We start from the raw sequence: 17,983 nt of genomic DNA, 5'->3' as shown, positions 1-17,983 counted from the left end.
TTTAAATTGGGGACTCTAGGTCCAAGGGAGCATGCTCGGTCTTAAAGTTCATCTTCAGTGTAACTAAAAAAATCTAGATAGAGGATGAAGTTAATCATCTCTATCTAGATCTAATCTTAGATTGTTTTAATTACAATCGATTTCGTTTGGCCAAGGCTTTCAACACAATATAACCAATAATAACGCCAACTAATGCACTTAGGAAAAAGCTTGGAATGAAGAGATATAAGGCTCCTTTGGTTCCCATTAGCCAAGCTGCCAGTGGGTAAGCAACGATTGCCCCCAAAACGCCGGTTCCAATTAGTTCGCCGAGAGCAGCTAGCCAAAGTTTCTTTGTTCGTTTGAAAAATAAACCAACGAAAAATGCGCCAATCATGCTGCCAGGAAAGGCAAGAACGGTTCCGGTTCCCATAATATTCCTAAGCAGGGATGTGATGAACGCTTGAGCAACCGCCCACCAGGGGCCAAGCAGAACGCCAGAAAGTAGGTTAATCAGATGTTGAACTGGGGCAACTTTTGCGACCCCAATGTTGAATTCAAACAAACTACCGCCAACGATTCCAAGAGCGGAAAAAATAGCAGTTAATACGAGCGGATAAAGTCGATTTTGTTTCAAAATAAAAGTCCTCCAATGTTCGAAGACAAAGGGGGACTTGTGGTTGAAATGGACATTTTCTTCCGCCGGCGCTAACCAGATCAAGTTCAAGGGTCCGACCGTAGTCGTCTCAGCCAAGGGCTCCCCTAATGTCATCGAAGTTTCTGTTTTTATCAGTGTACCATTTTTTGCATTTGGAATGGGAACGAAAATGAAAATTGATTTTTAATTTTGGGGGATTGTGTTTCAGACGACGGGGGCATATGATTACATTGTTAATTAGTTCACAAAACTTGGAGGAAATAACAATGACAGAAAAAGTTGCAATGATTACTGGTGCGGGTCAAGGAATCGGCCAAGCAATCGCAGAAAGATTAGCTAAAGATGGTTTTGCAGTTTCACTTGTTGGCCGTCACTTGGACAAGGTTCAAAAGGTTGCTGATGAAATCAACAATAACGGTGGTAAGGCCATCGCTGTTAAAGCTGATGTTTCTGACCGTGATCAAGTCTTTGCTGCAGTTGCTGAAACTAAGGAAAAGTTTGGCGACTTTGATGTTATTGTTAATAACGCTGGTCTTGGACTAACAACCCCAATCGATACAATCACTCCCGATGATTTTGAATGGGTTTATAAAGTAAACGTTGGTGGAGTTCTCTGGGGAACTCAAGCTGCTCACAAGGCGTTCAAGGAATTAGGACATGGTGGTAAGATTATTAACGCCACTTCACAAGCCGGAGTTGTTGGTAATCCTAACTTAGCCCTCTATGTTGGAACTAAATTTGCTATTCGTGGTATCACTCAAACTACAGCTCGTGATTTAGCGGCTGAAGATATTACGGTTAATGCATTTGCACCAGGAATCGTTAAGACCCCAATGATGTTTGATATTGCTCATGAGGTTGGCCAAAATGCTGGTAAGAGTGATGAATGGGGAATGTCAACATTCTCAGATGGAATTGCACTTGGTCGATTGTCAGAACCCGAAGACGTTGCTAATGCAGTAGCATTCCTTGCTGGTTCAGACTCAAATTACATGACTGGTCAAACATTGATTGTTGATGGTGGAATGCAGTTCCAGTAAAAAAATAATGATATTGAAAACGACTCGGCGATTGCCGGGTCGTTTTTTCATTTTGTAGAAAGTGAGGAGGGTGCAATGTGGTTGCTTGCTTTCTTTGCTGGTACATAGTTAAAATGTGTTCGCCTTTTCGGCCACTCACAGTAGTTATCGCGACTATCTCCACTGCGTGTTCAATAGTTAGCGTTAACCTTGTGAAGGTTCACAGACGAAATCAAAGATTTCTGGTTCACTCTCCCGCCTATAAAAATAACGGACCTCACAAGAAAAATCACTTGTAAAGTCCGTTATTCCTATAGTGCTCAGTGACTCCCAAAGGGGCTCACACTCTACCTAAAACGGCTTCACACCACAATCTTTTCACCTAAATAAAAATGACGACCGCGCACTTCGTTTGCTCGCTCCTCATTTTCAATTTAGTGCTCAAAGATTAACCGTGGTGTTCAGCACTCTACTTCTTATACATATAATCTCTCGTCATCGGCAACTCATGCCCAGATGCACCCTTAGTCATCAAATATTGAACGACATCAATATTTCCGGACTTAAACGATGCGGCACAGGCCTGAAGGTAGAGGTCCCACATGCGGACGAACTTCTCATCAAACATTTCTTTAACTTTATCTTTGACTGCTAAAAAGTTTTCGTCCCAAATTTCCGTAGTTTTTTGATAGTGACGTCTTAACGACTCGACGTCATATACCTGCATACCGTTCTCAATGATATGATCCAGATTTTCGGTTAATCCAGGAATGTAACCACCTGGGAAAATCCACTTGTTGATCCAACCGTTGTAAGCACCGCCTTGTTGACGAGTGATTCCGTGAATCAATGCGGTTCCATCATCTGCTAAGTATCGAGCAACATCCTTAAAGTACTCGCCAAGGTTTTCCTTACCAACGTGTTCGAACATTCCAACTGATGTGATGTAGTCAAACTTAGCATCGCCAAGCTCACGGTAGTCAGTCAGTTGAACTTCAGCAACGTCTTCCAAACCAAGGTGCTTGATTTTTTTGCTAACGTAATCGTATTGTTCCTGACTTAAGGTTACACCAACAACTCGTAAATCGTACTTTTGAGCGGCAGTTAACATTAGAGTCCCCCAACCACAACCAATATCAAGTAAGGTTCTTCTTGGCTTGGGCTCCAGTTTTTTCAAAATATGTTCAACCTTATTCATTTGTGCAGTTTTCAAATCATCCTCTGGTGATTCAAAATAGGCACATGAATAGGTCATTGTGTCATCAAGCCATAAGCGGTAGAAATCATTACCAATGTCGTAGTGATTCTGAACATCTTCTTTACTTTCAGCCTCGTCGTGCGACTGTTTTGGCAAAAAGCGAATGTATTTCTTATTTCTCAAGAAACTTTCAGCACTTTGGTAGGCGGAGTATATCAAATCCTCAATACTTCCGTCGATTTCGATCCTACCGTCCATGTAGGCTTCGCCAAGAGCAATCGATGCATTTTTCATTACACTTCTAATTGAAATAGGTTCGTGAAAAGTGATCGCTACTTGGGGTGTTCCATCTCCGTACACTTCCGATGAGCCATCCCAATAATTAACCTTGACTGGCATATCGAATGACTTTTTGAAGAGCGTTTTGTAGAATTGTTTTTCAAGCATAGATCCGTTCCTTTCAAAATGATTTCAAGGGTCATTATACGCTTTTTAATTATTAGTAAACTAGTAAATTCAAGTTTATTAGTCGTTAATCTTTAATGTTATAATTGTTTTGAACTGAATATTAGGAGGGTTTTAATTTGAAGAAATGGATATGGATTATTGTCGTAATTATTGTTGCGGGGTCAATCGGTGGCTATGCATATGCGCGACATACTCAGAATGAAAAGCTATATACCCAGGAAATCAAAAGGGGGAATGCCCAAATTTCTGATCAAGACTACAAGGGGGCTGAGAAGTCTTTCTCAGATGCTTTGAAACGGAAATCGAACGGGACAAAGGCGAAAACACTTCGGAATCAAACCCGTAAGTTTATGGATGCCAATGAACTGTTGAACAATAAAAAGTTTAAGGATTCACAGGATAAATACCGTGAAGTTACTGCAATTAAGAAGGGAAATGAGCAGTTAGTCGACCGGGCTAATTCACAGATCAAACTGCTGGATAAGATTCAAGCAAACGTCAAGAGTTATACGGCTGCGTACACTGCTGCTCTTGAACAAAATAAGAATAAGCAATATGCTGATTCCAATGATACTTTGAATAAGCTACTTAAAGATAAGAACTTCCAGCAACCGTACTATACAGATATCTTGCAAAAGGTAGTTCAACTGCAGACCAATAATAATGCTGCTTTGAGCAACCAGAGTCAAAGTACTGATACTAATGATGATAATGACTCAAAGGATAATTCAGGAAGTCAGTCTGATTCTAATGTAACTAGTGGTGGTAGTACTGATTCTAAAAGTGATAAGGGGTCAAGCAAGAACAACACCAGTTTGACACCCGCAGAAAAGAAAGCTGCTAAGAACTACAAGGGTTCAAATGAGTACACCGTAAAACCAAAGGATAAGCAGGTTAACGGTAAGCAAGTTCAAAAAGCCCAGATTTTAACTGCCCGTCAAGAATTGAAGGAAGCAGGAGTTAATCCAGACGCATTTAGTGATCAAGACATCATTGAGGTTATCAAGGGTGCTTACAATAAGAACCAAACAATCGCTGAATACGCCAAGAAAAACTTGAATAAGTAATTGATAGGAGAATGCCATTGACTACGTGGGAAAAATTTATTAACAACGTGCCGCTGCGAAGAATTGTTGTGTTGTTAGGAATAATTGGGGTTTTGATTGCGGTCAGAAGTATGATGAGTATTATTTTACTGACGTTTATCTTCTGTCTACTCGTGGTCAAACTAACGGGATTTGTTAGAAGGTTTATCAAAATTCCAGCTGGAATTATAGTTACAGTGGTGTACCTACTAGTTATTCTCGCCATGTATCTCGCTTTAACTAAATATATTCCGGAATTTGCTCACTCGTCAGTTAATTTTATTGGTCAAATGGTAGATTTCTACAGTGATCCCAAGAACCTACCCGATGACAAAACCCTTCACTGGTTGAATGATATGGTGCAACAAAGTCATATTATGAGCCAAGTTAAAAATGGGGTAGGTCTGATTTGGCATTCGATTACAACCGTAACAACAATGGGAGTTACTTTATTCCTATCGTTAATGTTGAGTTACTTTTTCACTGTTGAGTAAAACGCCATGCAAAGCTTTTCCCAGTCGTTTATTGATAGTAAGGTTAGTTGGCTATTTTCTGATCTTGCTTACTTTGGTAAAAAGTTTGTTTCGACTTTTGGAGTGGTTATTGAGGCGCAATTTTTCATCGCTATTTGCAACACTATTCTAACCACGATTGTGCTGGTGTTTATGCACTTACCACAAATTCCAGTCCTAGCAGTGATGATCTTTATTCTTAGTTTGATTCCAGTCGCTGGAGTGATTATTTCATTTATTCCACTGTCCCTAGTGGGGTACTCGGTCGGCGGAATCACGGATGTTATCTATTTGATTATTACGATTATCATTGTCCACGCATTGGAAGCATACGTCCTTAATCCTAAGTTCATGTCGTCTAGAACGAACCTGCCGATTTTCTACACGTTTGTTGTATTGTTAATTGGTGAACATTTCTTTGGTGTGTGGGGGTTGATTTGCGGAGTTCCAGTATTCACTTTCTTCCTTGATATAATGGGAGTTAAGTACCATCACGGGTTTGACTCCGACCACAAAGTCCTGCGGTAATTTTAGGATTGCTATCGAAAAATATTTTCATTTGGTGTAAAATCTAAGGAGTATATAGAAAGAAAGAGGTAATTATCTTGGCAAAACTTGTATTGATCCGTCATGGTCAAAGCGAATGGAACTTATCTAACCAATTCACAGGTTGGGTAGACGTTGATTTAAGTGAAGAAGGCGTTAAGCAAGCTCAAAACGCTGGTAAGCTTATCAAAGAAGCCGGTATTGAATTTGACTACGCATTTACATCTGTATTAACTCGTGCCATCAAGACTTTACACTACGCTTTGGAATATTCAGACCAACTCTGGATTCCAGAAACTAAGACTTGGCGTTTGAACGAACGTCATTATGGTGCTTTGCAAGGCCAAAACAAGGCAGAAGCCGCAGAAAAATTTGGTGAAGACCAAGTTCACATCTGGCGTCGTTCATACGATGTATTGCCTCCACTTTTGGATGCAAGTGATGAAGGTTCAGCTGCTAACGACCGTCGTTACGCAAATCTTGATCCAAACATCGTTCCTGGTGGTGAAAACCTTAAGGTTACTCTTGAAAGAGTTATGCCATTCTGGGAAGACCAAATCGCACCTAAGTTGCTTGACGGCAAGAACGTTGTTATTGCTGCCCACGGTAACTCACTACGTGCATTGAGCAAGTACATTGAAAACATTTCTGATGAAGACATCATCAACTTGGAAATGGCTACTGGCCAACCAGTTGTTTATGACTTTGACGAAAAGTTGAATGTTTTGAACAAGACAAAGCTTGGTTAATTCCAATCAAAAAGCCCAACTCGCAAGAGTTGAGCTTTTTTTTGTTTGGCTGTAAATTTTCGGTGATTAAGCAAACATAACTTTATATAAGAATGCAGCCACAAGACCAGCAGCAATCGGTGCAACCACTGGTACCCAAGAATAACTCCATTGTGAGTCACCCTTCGATTTTAAAGGATAGAGGGCATGAAGAATTCGGGGACCTAAGTCTCTGGCAGGGTTCAACGCCGGACCAGTTGCCCCACCAAGTGATGCAACCAATGTCATTACTAAGAATCCAAGTGAGAGGTTAGCAACGCCAATGTTGCTCTTGAAGGCTTGCTCATGGGTAATTACTAATGCGGCAAACACAAGTAGGAAGGTACCAATAAATTCATTGATAAATCCATCAAGTCTTGAGTGAGCGTTATCGATAGTTGAGAAGGTTCCTAGAATGGCGGTGGGGTTGTCCGTTTTGTCATAATATGGTTTGTAGCTCCAGATTACTAATAACTGACCAAAAACCGCTCCCAACATCTGGGCAATCAAGTAAGGAAGAACTTCTGACCAAGGGAAGAGGCCATTAGCTGCTAATCCTAACGTCATTGCTGGATAAATTTGGGCGCCAGATACTGAGCCAAACATCATAACGGGAATCATAACCCCGGCACCGTATCCGAGGGCGATTAAAATCCAGCCACCTTGGCTGCCCTTGGTACCTTTAAGGTCAACGTCCGCTACCGAACCGTTACCTAATAACACTAAAATTGCTGTTCCAATAAATTCTGCTGCTGTTCTAATTACTAAACTGTATTCCATTGTTTTCAACTCTTTCAATTTTATTTAAGAAAAGAGCGAAATGATCATTCCATCATCTCGCTAGGATTAAGGAAACTCCTAGAGACATCGATGAAATGAAGAAAAGATCTTCACAATTATCACCTCGAAAAAAGAATATTTTAAATATACTACTTACTTTTAGTAAGTACAACACCTTTTAGTAAAAATGGCCATAAAAAATGAGACCAGATATTTCAGCTATTGGAAATATCTGCTCCCGTTGCTTGTCAGTGATAATTATATAGTTTGAGTATTTCGTTAATAAATTCTATTTCCGTATCATGACGCTAGTAATGCCATTACCAGATGTCCACTAATAATTAAATCACCTTCACCCTATGGTGGCAAGCTATTCTTTTATAAAAACAAGATTGGTATTGCTAGATAGAGTTTCATCAAAGTGGAAGTCTAGCCGGTCAAATTTGATCAATTGGTCTGGGGATGTAATGTTGTGCTCAGCAGCGTAGCGCACCATTTCGCCACGAGCCATCTTAGCGAATGTGGCTTTTGTTTTGAGCTTGTCACCATCACGCTGTTTGAAGTCGATTGAGATCATGGTGTCATTATCCGTTAGAAAGGGCGTTATTGCGGAGGCGTATTCTTTCGAAGCCAGATTGATTATAGGACCGGCAGAACCACTGGTGAGTTCACTATAAATATTGTCGCCCCAGAAGTCATAAATTGAACTGGTTCCGGCTACTTCTAGTTTTGATTGCATCTCAAGTCGGTATGGAACGATTCCGTCAAATGGTCGGAGAATACCGTAAAATCCAGACAAAATACGAAGATTATTTTGGACGTACTCCAACTGCTCGTGGGTGAACACGCTAGGAGCCATGTACTGATACTGGATACCTGTGTAACTAATCAAAGCAGGAGTAAGTACTTTGCGGTCAGTCAAGTCGGTTCGTTGGAGAATATCGTAATTAGTCTGGGTTAGTTTATCACTAGTGTGCCATAGCTTCTTGGCATCATCGTAGCTAAGCTGTTTTAGTTTGGTGAGAATTTGTTGGGCTTTATCGATAAACACGGGCATACCTTGAATATTAAAGTCATCTGGATTCACCGTCATTTTTTTGGCAGGGGCAATTATAAACTTCATGTCATCCTCCGGGTAATTTGCTATTGTCAATCTAATCAGTTTGGAAGAAATAATTCAAGTAAATTTTTTTAGTTTGTGAAAACTGGCGTTCTGACAAAGATAGATGGAGTTTATGAAAACGTTTGCGTAATTTACTACTTGCATTTTTATGTATGCGCTTTAAAATGGGTATTATCAAGTATGCAAACGTTTATCGTTAAAGGAGGAAGTACTATGAAATTAGGAAGTGTTGAAGCAGGGGGAACCAAATTTGTTTGTGCAGTTGGAAATGAGGATTACCGAATTTTAGATCAAACTCAATTTCCGACAACGACGCCGGAAGAAACTTTACAGAAGACGGTGGATTACTTTAAACAATTTGATGATATTAAAGCAATTGCCATCTCTACGTTTGGACCAGCCGAGTTGAGAAAGAACCATCCTCAATATGGATTTATTACTAACACACCAAAGAAAAACTGGCCATATACTGATTTTGTTGGCTTTATCAAAAAACAAATCGATGTGCCGATTTTCTTCACTACCGATGTAAATGGGTCAGCTTATGGTGAGTACATAATGGCAACGTTATTCAACCAACATGTTGACTCACTGACTTACTTCACGATTGGAACTGGTGTCGGGGCAGGAACTGTTATCAAGGGTAACTTTATTGGTGAACTTGGTCATCCAGAGATGGGCCACGTTAGATTGAAGCGCCACCCAGATGATTTAGATTTTGCGGGAATTTGTCCTTATCATGGTGACTGCTTGGAAGGATTGGTTTCAGGACCAACATTTGATGCACGATTAGGTAAGAAGGGAAAAGATGTGCCGTTGACTGATCATGTTTGGGACATCATGGCGTACTATATTGCCCAAGCTGCCCTTCAAATTACGTTATCGATGCGTCCAGGGAAAATTGTTTTTGGAGGTGGAGTTATGAGTGAAGCCTTCTTAGATAAGGTCAGAGAACAATTTGCTGACTTGATGAATGACTATGTTGAGGTAGGGGACCTCAAGGAATATCTTGTAATGCCACTAGTTAAAAACAATGGTTCAGCAACTGTTGGTGATTTTGCGATGGCTCTCAAGGAATACAATAAGTAAGGAGAGTTTCAAAAATGACAAACGCGAATACAATCAATAGTCACCGAACGATTTCGATGACTCAATCAATTATGTTTTTTATTTTGTCACTTGTGATCAACTCGGCGGGGAACGTGTTGACTTTAGTGACTAGTGCAAAAATTCACCCATCCTATTTAGGCTCAGCGTACTGGACAGCTGCTGAAGCCAATCTAAGTGTTGCGTTTGGCTGGAACCTTTTCTGGACATTCCTAATTATTGGAATTCTTAATACAGTACTTAACGCTATTCTAGTTGGTAAGTGGGAGTGGGGACGAGCACTAGGAAATTTGATCTTTATGGTGCCATTTTCGGGGTTGATTCAAATCTTTCAGGACTTTTTCATGGGGAAGTATGCATTTTTCAAAGGATTACCAGATGCAAACTCGGTCGGGATGATTATTTTTTATATCGTTCTAAACTTTTTCGGGGTTGCGCTGATTGGAACGGCTATTTCAATTTATCAACGGGTCAACTTGGTTTTGCACCCTGCTGATGATTTGATGCAGATTTTAAGGTTTAAATATTTCAAGGGCAATGCCAATATAGCAATGTGGGCATCGTATATTCCGCCAACATTGATGGCGATTCTGGCCTTTATTATCACAAGACAGTTTACTAACTTTGGATTGGGAACGATCTTTGCCTTCTTATTCCAAGGAGGAATTACGGGAATTGCTGATACTCGAGTGTTCCCACGGCTCAAGCACCAGGCGTTAAACGTTGGTGACAAAGACTAACCATTTGATTGGAGAGAAATAAATTGGCTCATATTAAATTTGATAGTTCAAAACTAGATAAGTTTGTGCATGATAATGAATTAGGTGAAATGCAAGCAATGGTCACAGCTGCAGACAGTGAGCTCCGCAAGGGGACCGGAGCAGGCAGTGATTTTCGGGATTGGTTGACGTTACCAACTGATTTTGACAAGGATGAATTTGCTCGAATTAAGGCCGCTGCTAAAAAAATCCAGGGTGATTCAAAAGTATTAGTTGTGATTGGAATTGGTGGTTCCTACCTTGGAGCCAAGATGGCAGTCGACTTTCTTCACGATACATTCTTTAACTACTTACCAGATGATCAGCGGGAATTTCCACAAGTGTTTTTCGCCGGCAATTCACTCAGTCCATCGTATGTGTATGATTTACTGAATTTGATTGGTGATCGTGATTTTTCAGTTAACGTTATCTCCAAGTCAGGGACTACCACGGAACCTTCAATTGCGTTTAGAATCTTCAAGGAACGGCTTATTGAAAAGTACGGCTTGGACGGCGCAAATCAAAGAATCTACGCAACTACTGATAAGCAACGTGGGGCTTTGCGTGAAGAAGCAATTGCTAATGGTTATGAAACATTTGTTATTCCAGATGGAGTTGGTGGTCGGTACTCAGTACTAAGCCCGGTTGGATTGCTACCAATTGCCGTTTCTGGCGCAAGTATTGATGATTTGATGCAAGGAGCTGCAGATGCCCAAACGGCTTACACAGACGAAAATTTAGCCAATAACGAGGCCTACCAGTATGCCGCTCTGAGAAATATTTTGTATCGCAAAGGGTATACCACTGAACTACTGGAAAATTATGAGCCTAATATGCAGTACTTAGCTGAATGGTGGAAGCAACTAATGGGTGAATCTGAAGGTAAGGACGAGAAGGGAATTTATCCTTCGTCCGCAAACTTTTCAACCGATTTGCATTCACTAGGTCAGTACATTCAAGAAGGCCTTAGAAACTTGATGGAGACAGTAGTGGTTGTTGACAAGCCAAATCATGATATGGATATTCCTTCTGAAAAGGACAATCTTGATGGATTGAAATACCTTGAAGGGCACACGATGAGTTTTGCCAATACAAAGGCATTTGAAGGGGTGACCCTTGCTCACACCGACGGGAATGTTCCAAACATGAGCATTCACATACCGGATCAGACGCCATACACGTTAGGGTACTTGATTTACTTCTTTGAAGTTGCCGTTGCTGTTTCCGGTTATCTTAATGGCATCAACCCATTTAACCAACCGGGGGTTGAGGCTTATAAAAAGAATATGTTTGCTTTGCTGGGCAAACCTGGATTCGAGGAACTAGGTAAAGAGCTTAATCAACGACTTTGATTTCGGTTTGTTGTTTGATAGCGTTAGTGGTATATTAATGGACAAACAAATTAGATTTTGCACTAACGAAAGGCGGTAGACTTAGATGGCATCATTGTATGATTTCAAGGAAACTGAAATGAGTGGGCAAGAGATTGATTTTGACCAATACCGAGGTAAGGTGTTGATCGTGGTAAATACCGCAAGTAAGTGTGGGTTCGCACCACAATTAGAGGGACTCGAAGATTTATACAAGAAATATCATGACGAAGGTCTAGAAGTAATCGGAATTCCTTCAAACCAGTTCAAACAAGAGTTGGAGACTGATGAGGAGACCAGTGATTACTGCCAGGTTCATTACGGAGTAACTTTTCCGATGACTAAGCGAGTAAGGGTCAATGGTGACGACGAGGATCCGCTGTTTACTCACCTCAAGGAAGAGTCCCATAATGGGCGAATCAAGTGGAATTTTACTAAGTTTCTAGTTGATCGTAACGGGAAGCTAGTTAAGCGCTATGCGCCAATTACTAAGCCAGAAAAGATGGAGTCGGATATCGTGGCTGCATTGAAAGCCTAGTTGGTGTCACTATAAATAATATCCGGTCAATTAGCCGCAGATTTTTTCAATTATTGGAAAAATTTGCGGTTTTTGTTTGTGAAATCAATTTAATAAATCCTTATATAAAAACAGAATAAAAAAAGTTTGTGAAAAAGAATATAATTACTTAACCGCTTTCAAATTAAATGATATTATGTAGGCGTAGTTATAAGAGTTTTATATGGGGGAGGGAGTAACATGAATAAATCGTATAGCTATAAGCGACTAACAAAAGTATTGTTAATAACGTTAGTCACTGCATTTTCAATATTGATTGCCGGTGGATTCTTGATTTTTAAGAATGAAGCCCCAAGACCCGCAAAAGTGGTTGACCAGAATGGAACTGAACTTATTTCAAAACATTCTTTATTGTCTGGTCAAGCTGTCTATGAAAAATATGGGCTTGCGGATTACGGAACTTATTTGGGGAATGGTTCTTATATTGGTCCAGATTACACTGCGCAAGCGCTGCACGTGTATCTTGGAGGAATGAATCAGTATTATGCTCAAAAGCTCTACAAGAAGGATTTTAAGCAATTATCTGATTTAAAACAGGGTGGTATTAAAGCAAAGGTTAAGAAAGAGATTAAGGTTAACCGTTACGATGCCGCTAAAAAGACTTTGACGTTAACCTCAGCTCAGGCTGCTGGTTTACAAAAACTGCAGAGATACTACAAGAAGGAATTTGTTAATAACCCTGAACAGGCTGGACTGCCTAAGTCAATGATCAACCAGACTAAGACAGATGCCTTCATGTACAAGGGAAATAAGATTGAACAATTAACCAACTTCTTCTTCTGGGGAGCATGGTTGTCATCAACCAACCGACCAGGAAGGGACTTTACGTACACGAATAACTGGCCGTATGACCTCGATGCTGGTAATGTAATGCCGGCTGAAGCCATGATTTGGACAGCAATTTCCGTTGCATTGCTAGTTGTTGGGGTTGGAGTAATTATTTACTTCCAACGTCGTTACCAATTCGATATGGATTCGCGCTACTTGCCAAATGAGCCGGTAAAGGTTAATGCGGATGTGCCGATCACAAGCAGTCAACGCAAGTTTGCAAAGTACTTTGTAATCGTTATGCTGATGTTCCTGCTGCAGATTTTAATGGGTGAGTTAATGTCTCACTACTACGTGGAAAACGAGTTCTTTGGAATCCCACTGCAGTATATTTGGCCGTTTAACGTTGCCAAGAGTTGGCACCTTCAGTTGGTTATCTTCTGGGTTGCTACTACTTGGCTGGCAACTGGTATTTACATTGTGCCGCGAGTGCTCCGGCGAGAGCCAAAACGGCAAGGACTATTGGTCGACCTATTGTTTGTTGGTCTGATTATCTGTATCGGTGGTTCAATGCTTGGTGAATGGGGCTCAGTTTTGGGTGTCTTTAACAAGAACTGGTGGTTATTCGGTAACTTTGGCTGGGAATACCTAGAATTAGGGAAGTTCTGGCAAGTTGTCTTCATACTGGCGATGGTTCTCTGGATCATTATTTTGATGAGAGGGTTCATTCCAGCGATGAAGAGAAGGTTGGACTACGACCGAACTCGTTTAACTACCCTCCTATTCTGTGGGGCAATCGCAATTCCAGCCTTTTACTTGGCATCGCTAATCATTTTGCCTAACTCACACGTTACCTTCGCTGATTATTGGCGTTGGTGGATCGTTCACCTTTGGGTTGAAGGAATCTTCGAATCGTTTGCCGTTATTTTGATTGGTTGGTTGATGGTGGATATGAAACTGACCACGGTACGGTCAACCGTTCGGGCTCTCTACTTCCAAGTTATTCTATTGCTTGGTTCTGGAGTCGTTGGAATGGGACACCATTACTTCTGGCAAGGTGACCATTCAATCTGGCTCGCACTGGGTGCCTGTTTCTCAGCCCTAGAAATTGTGCCACTTTGCTTGCTGGTATGGGAAGCATACACTCATTATCGAGTTTACAAGGACACTAAGATTGAATTTCCATATAAAGGAACATTTATCTTCCTTATGTGGACAGGTATCTGGAACGCTGTTGGTGCCGGTGCTCTTGGCTTCTTGATCAACGCACCTGCAATCAACTACTTCGAACACGGTACTCAATGGACTTCTGCCCATGCCCACGCGTCAATGGCCGGAGTTTACGGGATGTTCTCAATCGCAATTTTACTTTATACGATGAGAAATATTACCAAGAAGGAATTTTGGTCTCCTAAGGTTGAAAAACTAGTTCGTTGGGCTGCTTGGCTCACCAATATTGGTTTAGCTGGGATGGTATTCATTACGCTGATGCCTGTTGGTCAGATTCAGTTGATCGACGCATTGAAAAACGGGTACTGGCACGCTCGCCAGACTAGTTTCTACCATGAGCCATTAGTGTCTAAGTTCTTATGGGCTCGGATGGCGCCTGATTTGATCTTTACCGCTGGAGTCTTGATTCTGTTGTACATTGTTGTTAAAGGTTTCTTCAACTTGAAGAAAGACGATAATGCTGCTGCGGAAAAAGCTCTGGTTAAGATGGGTGAAGAAGCAGAAAAGGAAGATGCTGCTGAGCTTAAAAATTAAACTTGAAGGAACGTTGGTTCTAACATACAATGCCTGCAACAGGTAAATAAAAGTGGTACTGCTAATTTCAGATTCTTGAAATTAGCAGTGCCACTTTTTGATGTTCTTAAAGAAGAATGATTTTGTTACTATTTCTTGATGATTAGTTTAATTGCTTCATCAATCTTTGCTGACTGTTCCGCACTGTTAGCAGTTGGATGCTCGAGGCACTCCTTGAGATTATCAGCCACAATAATGCCAATAGTTCGATCAACGCTAGAACGAACCGCACTGAGCTGGGTAATGACGCTCATACAGTCACTATCATCAGTCAACATTTTTTGAATCCCACGTAGTTGACCCTCAGCACGTTTGAGTCGATTACTGATTGTATCTTTATCAGTCATTAGGCAACTTCACCCTTCCAAGCAATCATGCCACCCTCAACGTTGGTGACGTTGAATCCTTTACTGCCAAGAAAGTTGCAGGCAGTAGCAGAGCGGTTACCGGAACGACAGATGACGTAGTAATGAGTGTTTTTGTTTAGCTTTGAGAAGTCATTAGCTAGGGTAGTTAAGGGGAAATTAGTAGCCCCAGGGATGTGGCCAGCGTTAAACTCAAAGCTTTCTCGAACATCAATTACGGTGATGTCCGAATTATGTTCCTTATTAAAAAAATCTTGGTTTGAAATTGAATCAATCATAAAAAAGCCTCCAAAGTTATTATCTGCATTCAATAATACCCCCGGGGGTATGTTCATGCAAGTTAACTTTAGTGGTTTGATTTATCGTTATTGATGATGATATCGCTAAAAAGTTGAACTAATCCAATCAGACCCAATGGGATAATGTCGAGGGCGGTTCCAATCAGTAGGATTCCGGGGGCACCGGAGTCCTTAGCGTTTGTGTAGCATAGTGGCAAAAAGCCCAGAAAAGCGATAAAGATGACGAATAATGCTAGTTTGATATGATTGATCAGCCTTGCAAATTTTGCAGTTGGAAACGGTTCTTCAGTTGCAATCTTAGCGATTTGAAACAGTGAACAGGTTGCACCGATTGCAGAGAATGAACAGATGTAGATTGCTGCGATGAACAGTATTTGTTGGAATGAGTAGTTTACCCCCGGTCCCGTAATCAACTGGATTGTGACTAAAATTGCGATTAGCAGGAAAAAGCAGCTTAGTAGTAGGACACTTAGTTTGGTCAGCGTGGATTTAAATGACATGTGATTACCCCCCTTTGATAGTATTTTAAGCTAGGAAACGATGAAGGGTGGGGGATGAAACTAAATTTTAATAATTTATATTCTTTTATTGAATAACATATGTTATTGTGTTCATATGAAAGGAATGACATGTGTATGGATAAAAATGCCATTATTGAAGAACGGCACTTGAATGAATCGGTACGGATCTTTAAGATTTTAGGAAATCCGGTGAGACTCATAATGCTAAAGGCTCTTGAAAAAACTGAATTAAACGTTAGCCAGCTTGGAGAGTTATTGGGAGTTGAACAATCAGTTGTTTCGCACCATTTGGCAACGTTGCGCGAACACCAGTTAGTTCAATCTACTCGGGATGGAAAGCAAATTTATTATAAATTAACTGACCCTCATATCATCGATGTTGTTGATGAGATGATTGATCATACGGATCATGTTTTAAGGGGGAAACAGCATGGAGAGTAGTAATTCAGTTGCTATTAAGCACGGCCTGCTCGTTGAGTATTTTTCGACTGTTTGGATGGCCTTTGAATTTGTTGTTGGCTTTGCATCAGGAGTGCAGGCTGGCTCAGTCTTACTGATTGCATTTGGATTGGATAGCGTTCTCGAAACGATTTCTGGGGGGACCCTTATTTGGCGATTGAAGAAGGAACAAAATGGAGCTGATAGTAGCACGGTTGCTATGGCAGAAAAAAGGTCATCAATGGTAGTGGGGGTTATCTTGATACTCCTTGCGGTATATGTGATCGGCGTGTCAGTATTTAATTTACTAAATAGGATTAAGCCAGATACTAGTGCAAGTGGAATTGCAATCGCAGTTGCTTCGGTATTTTTGATGCCAATTCTGGCGATTATCAAGCGCCACATTGGCCAAGCAGCGGGGTCAGCCGCTTTGGTGGAGGATGGGTTATGTAATATCACCTGCGCCTATATGGCAGCCACAGTTTTGATAGGGGCTCTTTTAAACGCTTTCTTTGGCTGGTGGTGGGCAGATTCGATTGCTGCCTTAGCGTTAGTCTACTTTATTGCTAGTGAGGGTTGGGAGTCCATTCAAGAAGCGTTAGAATAGAATGTAAATAGGGGGATGGATGCACAATGAACGAAAAGTCTGATTTAGTTGAACAGGCTAACAATGATGTAAGCAAATTCTGGGTACAACTTAGAAACGACGATAGAATTCGTGGTATTCGGGGTGTCAGTGAATTTCAAAAGAAAATGGTGATTACTAATTTTGTGGCTTCAGTTAGATTGTTTGGGACAATTGATATGGGGAGCTGGACGTTTAGCGACGTTTTTCACGGCATCGAAACGCTTTTAGGTTCTGAAGGTAATCGGGGCACTGATAATCATGAGGTTGCAAAGGGATATTTAGTAATTAAGAATTTTCTTCAGTGGGGGTATGACGAACAGGTTTTGCCATCAATTACTGAAGGTGATTTTAAAAGTGCAATGACCTTTCTTGATAGTTATATGTATTCAAAGAGTGCAGACATAAGCGCCGATTCTGGGACAATCTCAGCAATCGGTAACTACGAGGGAGTTGGAATCGACACCAGTTTTTACATACTTGATGGGGCAGTCGGGACAAGCATCAAGCCTTGGAACAGAAGTGAATATAATGAGGTTTGCCAGCAGTGCCTCTCCCTTTGCAAAAGATTTTTTGTCAGCGAACGCCGAAAGGGGATAATGGCCAGTTTAAAGGCAGAACAGGTGAAATTTTATGTGATGAATTTTGCGCAGGCAATGTACAACTATCATCGAGAGACGCCTGCAAACTGGTCAACTAAGGCAGAGAAAGATGTTTTGACAGGTTGGTTTGTTAAGAATATGGTGATTCCGTTTACCGAGTATGCAAATATTAGGCCGGTTCTGGTCAGGTTCTTTGATTTTGCTGCCGGTAAAAAGGCTATTCCGACTGGAGTTGCCTATCTTATGGGGCAGATGGCGATTGAAACTTCAGCAACAATGGAACGGCTGGCAGGGGACCCAGCTAATTATAGTGCAGAGAAGATATTAGGGATGAAATTAGTTGATCCTAATTTTGATCCAAATGAAAAGCAAGTGGTTGATACAGCCAAAATTGTTTCCTTTGATTTGTGGAAAAAGAGAAACCATATTTAAGCAATAAAGAGGTTCTCACCGACGAATATCGATGAGAACCTCTTTATTGCTTATTTAGGCTGTACACTTTTTAGTGTGATAGAGAAATCTATCGCACTATTTTTTTGGACGCAAAAGGACACCTGTCCCTTTTGCTATAATGAATTCACCACAAACCATTTAGAAAAGAGGAAAACAGATGTC

General features: G+C 40.9%; 18 protein-coding genes, 1 pseudogene and 1 riboswitch. Of the genes and pseudogenes, 12 read left to right on the top strand and 7 right to left on the bottom strand.

The annotated features are described in order from the left end of the window. Nucleotides 1-130: 130 nt before the first annotated feature. Nucleotides 131-616, bottom strand: a complete 486-nt coding sequence (thiW, locus tag QOW94_RS10080) for an energy coupling factor transporter S component ThiW (protein ID WP_283680311.1) — start codon at nucleotides 614-616, stop codon at nucleotides 131-133. 40 nt (nucleotides 617-656) lie between these two features. After that, nucleotides 657-753, bottom strand: a riboswitch (TPP riboswitch). 150 nt (nucleotides 754-903) lie between these two features. Between thiW and QOW94_RS10075 the strand changes: the two genes are divergently transcribed. Then, entirely contained in the window at nucleotides 904-1,677 is a 774-nt protein-coding gene (locus tag QOW94_RS10075) for a (S)-acetoin forming diacetyl reductase (protein ID WP_283680310.1), read from the top strand. Between the two features lie 448 nt (nucleotides 1,678-2,125). On the opposite strand, the gene QOW94_RS10070 is transcribed toward QOW94_RS10075, so the two are convergent. Continuing rightward, nucleotides 2,126-3,301 carry an SAM-dependent methyltransferase gene (locus QOW94_RS10070; RefSeq protein ID WP_283680309.1) on the bottom strand — a complete coding sequence of 392 codons (1,176 nt, stop codon included), beginning with the start codon at nucleotides 3,299-3,301 and terminating at the stop codon, nucleotides 2,126-2,128. A gap of 137 nt (nucleotides 3,302-3,438) precedes the next feature. Here QOW94_RS10070 and QOW94_RS10065 point away from each other — a divergent pair, with 137 nt between their 5' ends. The 3 genes and pseudogenes from QOW94_RS10065 (at nucleotide 3,439) to QOW94_RS10055 (ending at nucleotide 6,214) form a co-directional block, all read left to right on the top strand. Further along, entirely contained in the window at nucleotides 3,439-4,389 is a 951-nt protein-coding gene (locus tag QOW94_RS10065) for a hypothetical protein (protein WP_283680308.1), read from the top strand. 17 nt (nucleotides 4,390-4,406) lie between these two features. Beyond that, nucleotides 4,407-5,447, top strand: a pseudogene (locus QOW94_RS10060) (AI-2E family transporter). A gap of 77 nt (nucleotides 5,448-5,524) precedes the next feature. Then, nucleotides 5,525-6,214 (top strand): 2,3-diphosphoglycerate-dependent phosphoglycerate mutase, encoded by a 690-nt coding sequence (locus tag QOW94_RS10055; protein ID WP_283680306.1) that lies wholly within the window; start codon nucleotides 5,525-5,527, stop codon nucleotides 6,212-6,214. A gap of 66 nt (nucleotides 6,215-6,280) precedes the next feature. On the opposite strand, the gene QOW94_RS10050 is transcribed toward QOW94_RS10055, so the two are convergent. Next, nucleotides 6,281-7,012: an MIP/aquaporin family protein gene (locus tag QOW94_RS10050; protein ID WP_283680305.1), complete on the bottom strand. Its 732-nt coding sequence runs from the start codon at nucleotides 7,010-7,012 to the stop codon at nucleotides 6,281-6,283. A 370-nt stretch (nucleotides 7,013-7,382) separates the two neighbouring features. Then, complete coding sequence (gene yaaA / locus QOW94_RS10045) at nucleotides 7,383-8,135, bottom strand: peroxide stress protein YaaA (protein ID WP_283680304.1); 753 nt, start codon at nucleotides 8,133-8,135, stop codon at nucleotides 7,383-7,385. 213 nt (nucleotides 8,136-8,348) lie between these two features. Between yaaA and scrK the strand changes: the two genes are divergently transcribed. The 5 genes from scrK (at nucleotide 8,349) to QOW94_RS10020 (ending at nucleotide 14,479) form a co-directional block, all read left to right on the top strand. Beyond that, nucleotides 8,349-9,224 carry a fructokinase ScrK gene (gene scrK, locus QOW94_RS10040; protein ID WP_283680303.1) on the top strand — a complete coding sequence of 292 codons (876 nt, stop codon included), beginning with the start codon at nucleotides 8,349-8,351 and terminating at the stop codon, nucleotides 9,222-9,224. A gap of 14 nt (nucleotides 9,225-9,238) precedes the next feature. Continuing rightward, complete coding sequence (locus QOW94_RS10035; protein WP_283680302.1) at nucleotides 9,239-9,982, top strand: DUF6198 family protein; 744 nt, start codon at nucleotides 9,239-9,241, stop codon at nucleotides 9,980-9,982. 23 nt (nucleotides 9,983-10,005) lie between these two features. Beyond that, nucleotides 10,006-11,352: a glucose-6-phosphate isomerase gene (locus QOW94_RS10030; RefSeq protein WP_283680301.1), complete on the top strand. Its 1,347-nt coding sequence runs from the start codon at nucleotides 10,006-10,008 to the stop codon at nucleotides 11,350-11,352. 85 nt (nucleotides 11,353-11,437) lie between these two features. After that, nucleotides 11,438-11,908, top strand: coding sequence for a glutathione peroxidase (locus QOW94_RS10025; RefSeq protein WP_283680300.1), 471 nt, complete (start codon nucleotides 11,438-11,440; stop codon nucleotides 11,906-11,908). Nucleotides 11,909-12,127: 219 nt separating this feature from the next. Beyond that, nucleotides 12,128-14,479, top strand: a complete 2,352-nt coding sequence (locus QOW94_RS10020) for a nitric-oxide reductase large subunit (protein WP_283680299.1) — start codon at nucleotides 12,128-12,130, stop codon at nucleotides 14,477-14,479. Nucleotides 14,480-14,607: 128 nt separating this feature from the next. Here the strand turns inward: QOW94_RS10020 and QOW94_RS10015 are convergent, their stop codons facing one another. The 3 genes from QOW94_RS10015 to QOW94_RS10005 all read right to left on the bottom strand — a co-directional run bounded on the left by QOW94_RS10015 (nucleotide 14,608) and on the right by QOW94_RS10005 (nucleotide 15,682). Then, complete coding sequence (locus QOW94_RS10015; RefSeq protein WP_283680298.1) at nucleotides 14,608-14,865, bottom strand: metal-sensitive transcriptional regulator; 258 nt, start codon at nucleotides 14,863-14,865, stop codon at nucleotides 14,608-14,610. Further along, nucleotides 14,865-15,161 carry a rhodanese-like domain-containing protein gene (locus QOW94_RS10010; RefSeq protein ID WP_283680297.1) on the bottom strand — a complete coding sequence of 99 codons (297 nt, stop codon included), beginning with the start codon at nucleotides 15,159-15,161 and terminating at the stop codon, nucleotides 14,865-14,867. The genes QOW94_RS10015 and QOW94_RS10010 overlap by 1 nt, the downstream gene beginning before the upstream one ends. A gap of 68 nt (nucleotides 15,162-15,229) precedes the next feature. Further along, nucleotides 15,230-15,682 (bottom strand): hypothetical protein, encoded by a 453-nt coding sequence (locus QOW94_RS10005; protein ID WP_283680296.1) that lies wholly within the window; start codon nucleotides 15,680-15,682, stop codon nucleotides 15,230-15,232. Nucleotides 15,683-15,817: 135 nt separating this feature from the next. Here QOW94_RS10005 and QOW94_RS10000 point away from each other — a divergent pair, with 135 nt between their 5' ends. Genes QOW94_RS10000 through QOW94_RS09990 form a run of 3 tightly spaced genes read left to right on the top strand, consistent with a single transcriptional unit; the run spans nucleotide 15,818 to nucleotide 17,800 of the window. After that, nucleotides 15,818-16,144 carry an ArsR/SmtB family transcription factor gene (locus tag QOW94_RS10000; RefSeq protein ID WP_283680295.1) on the top strand — a complete coding sequence of 109 codons (327 nt, stop codon included), beginning with the start codon at nucleotides 15,818-15,820 and terminating at the stop codon, nucleotides 16,142-16,144. Further along, the gene (locus tag QOW94_RS09995; protein ID WP_283680294.1) at nucleotides 16,134-16,748 is read left to right on the top strand and encodes a cation efflux transmembrane domain-containing protein; all 615 of its coding nucleotides are present in this window, start codon (nucleotides 16,134-16,136) and stop codon (nucleotides 16,746-16,748) included. Before QOW94_RS10000 ends, QOW94_RS09995 begins: the two co-directional genes overlap by 11 nt. Nucleotides 16,749-16,774: 26 nt before the next feature. Then, a complete protein-coding gene (locus tag QOW94_RS09990) occupies nucleotides 16,775-17,800 on the top strand; it encodes a hypothetical protein (RefSeq protein WP_283680292.1) in 1,026 nt (341 codons plus the stop codon). The last annotated feature ends 183 nt before the right edge of the window (nucleotides 17,801-17,983 follow it).

The organism is Lentilactobacillus sp. Marseille-Q4993 (genome assembly GCF_951230165.1).
In the GTDB taxonomy this organism is placed as follows: domain Bacteria; phylum Bacillota; class Bacilli; order Lactobacillales; family Lactobacillaceae; genus Lentilactobacillus.
The sequence above is the reverse complement of the archived record's forward strand: the minus strand, read 5'-3'. Positions and strand labels throughout refer to the sequence as shown.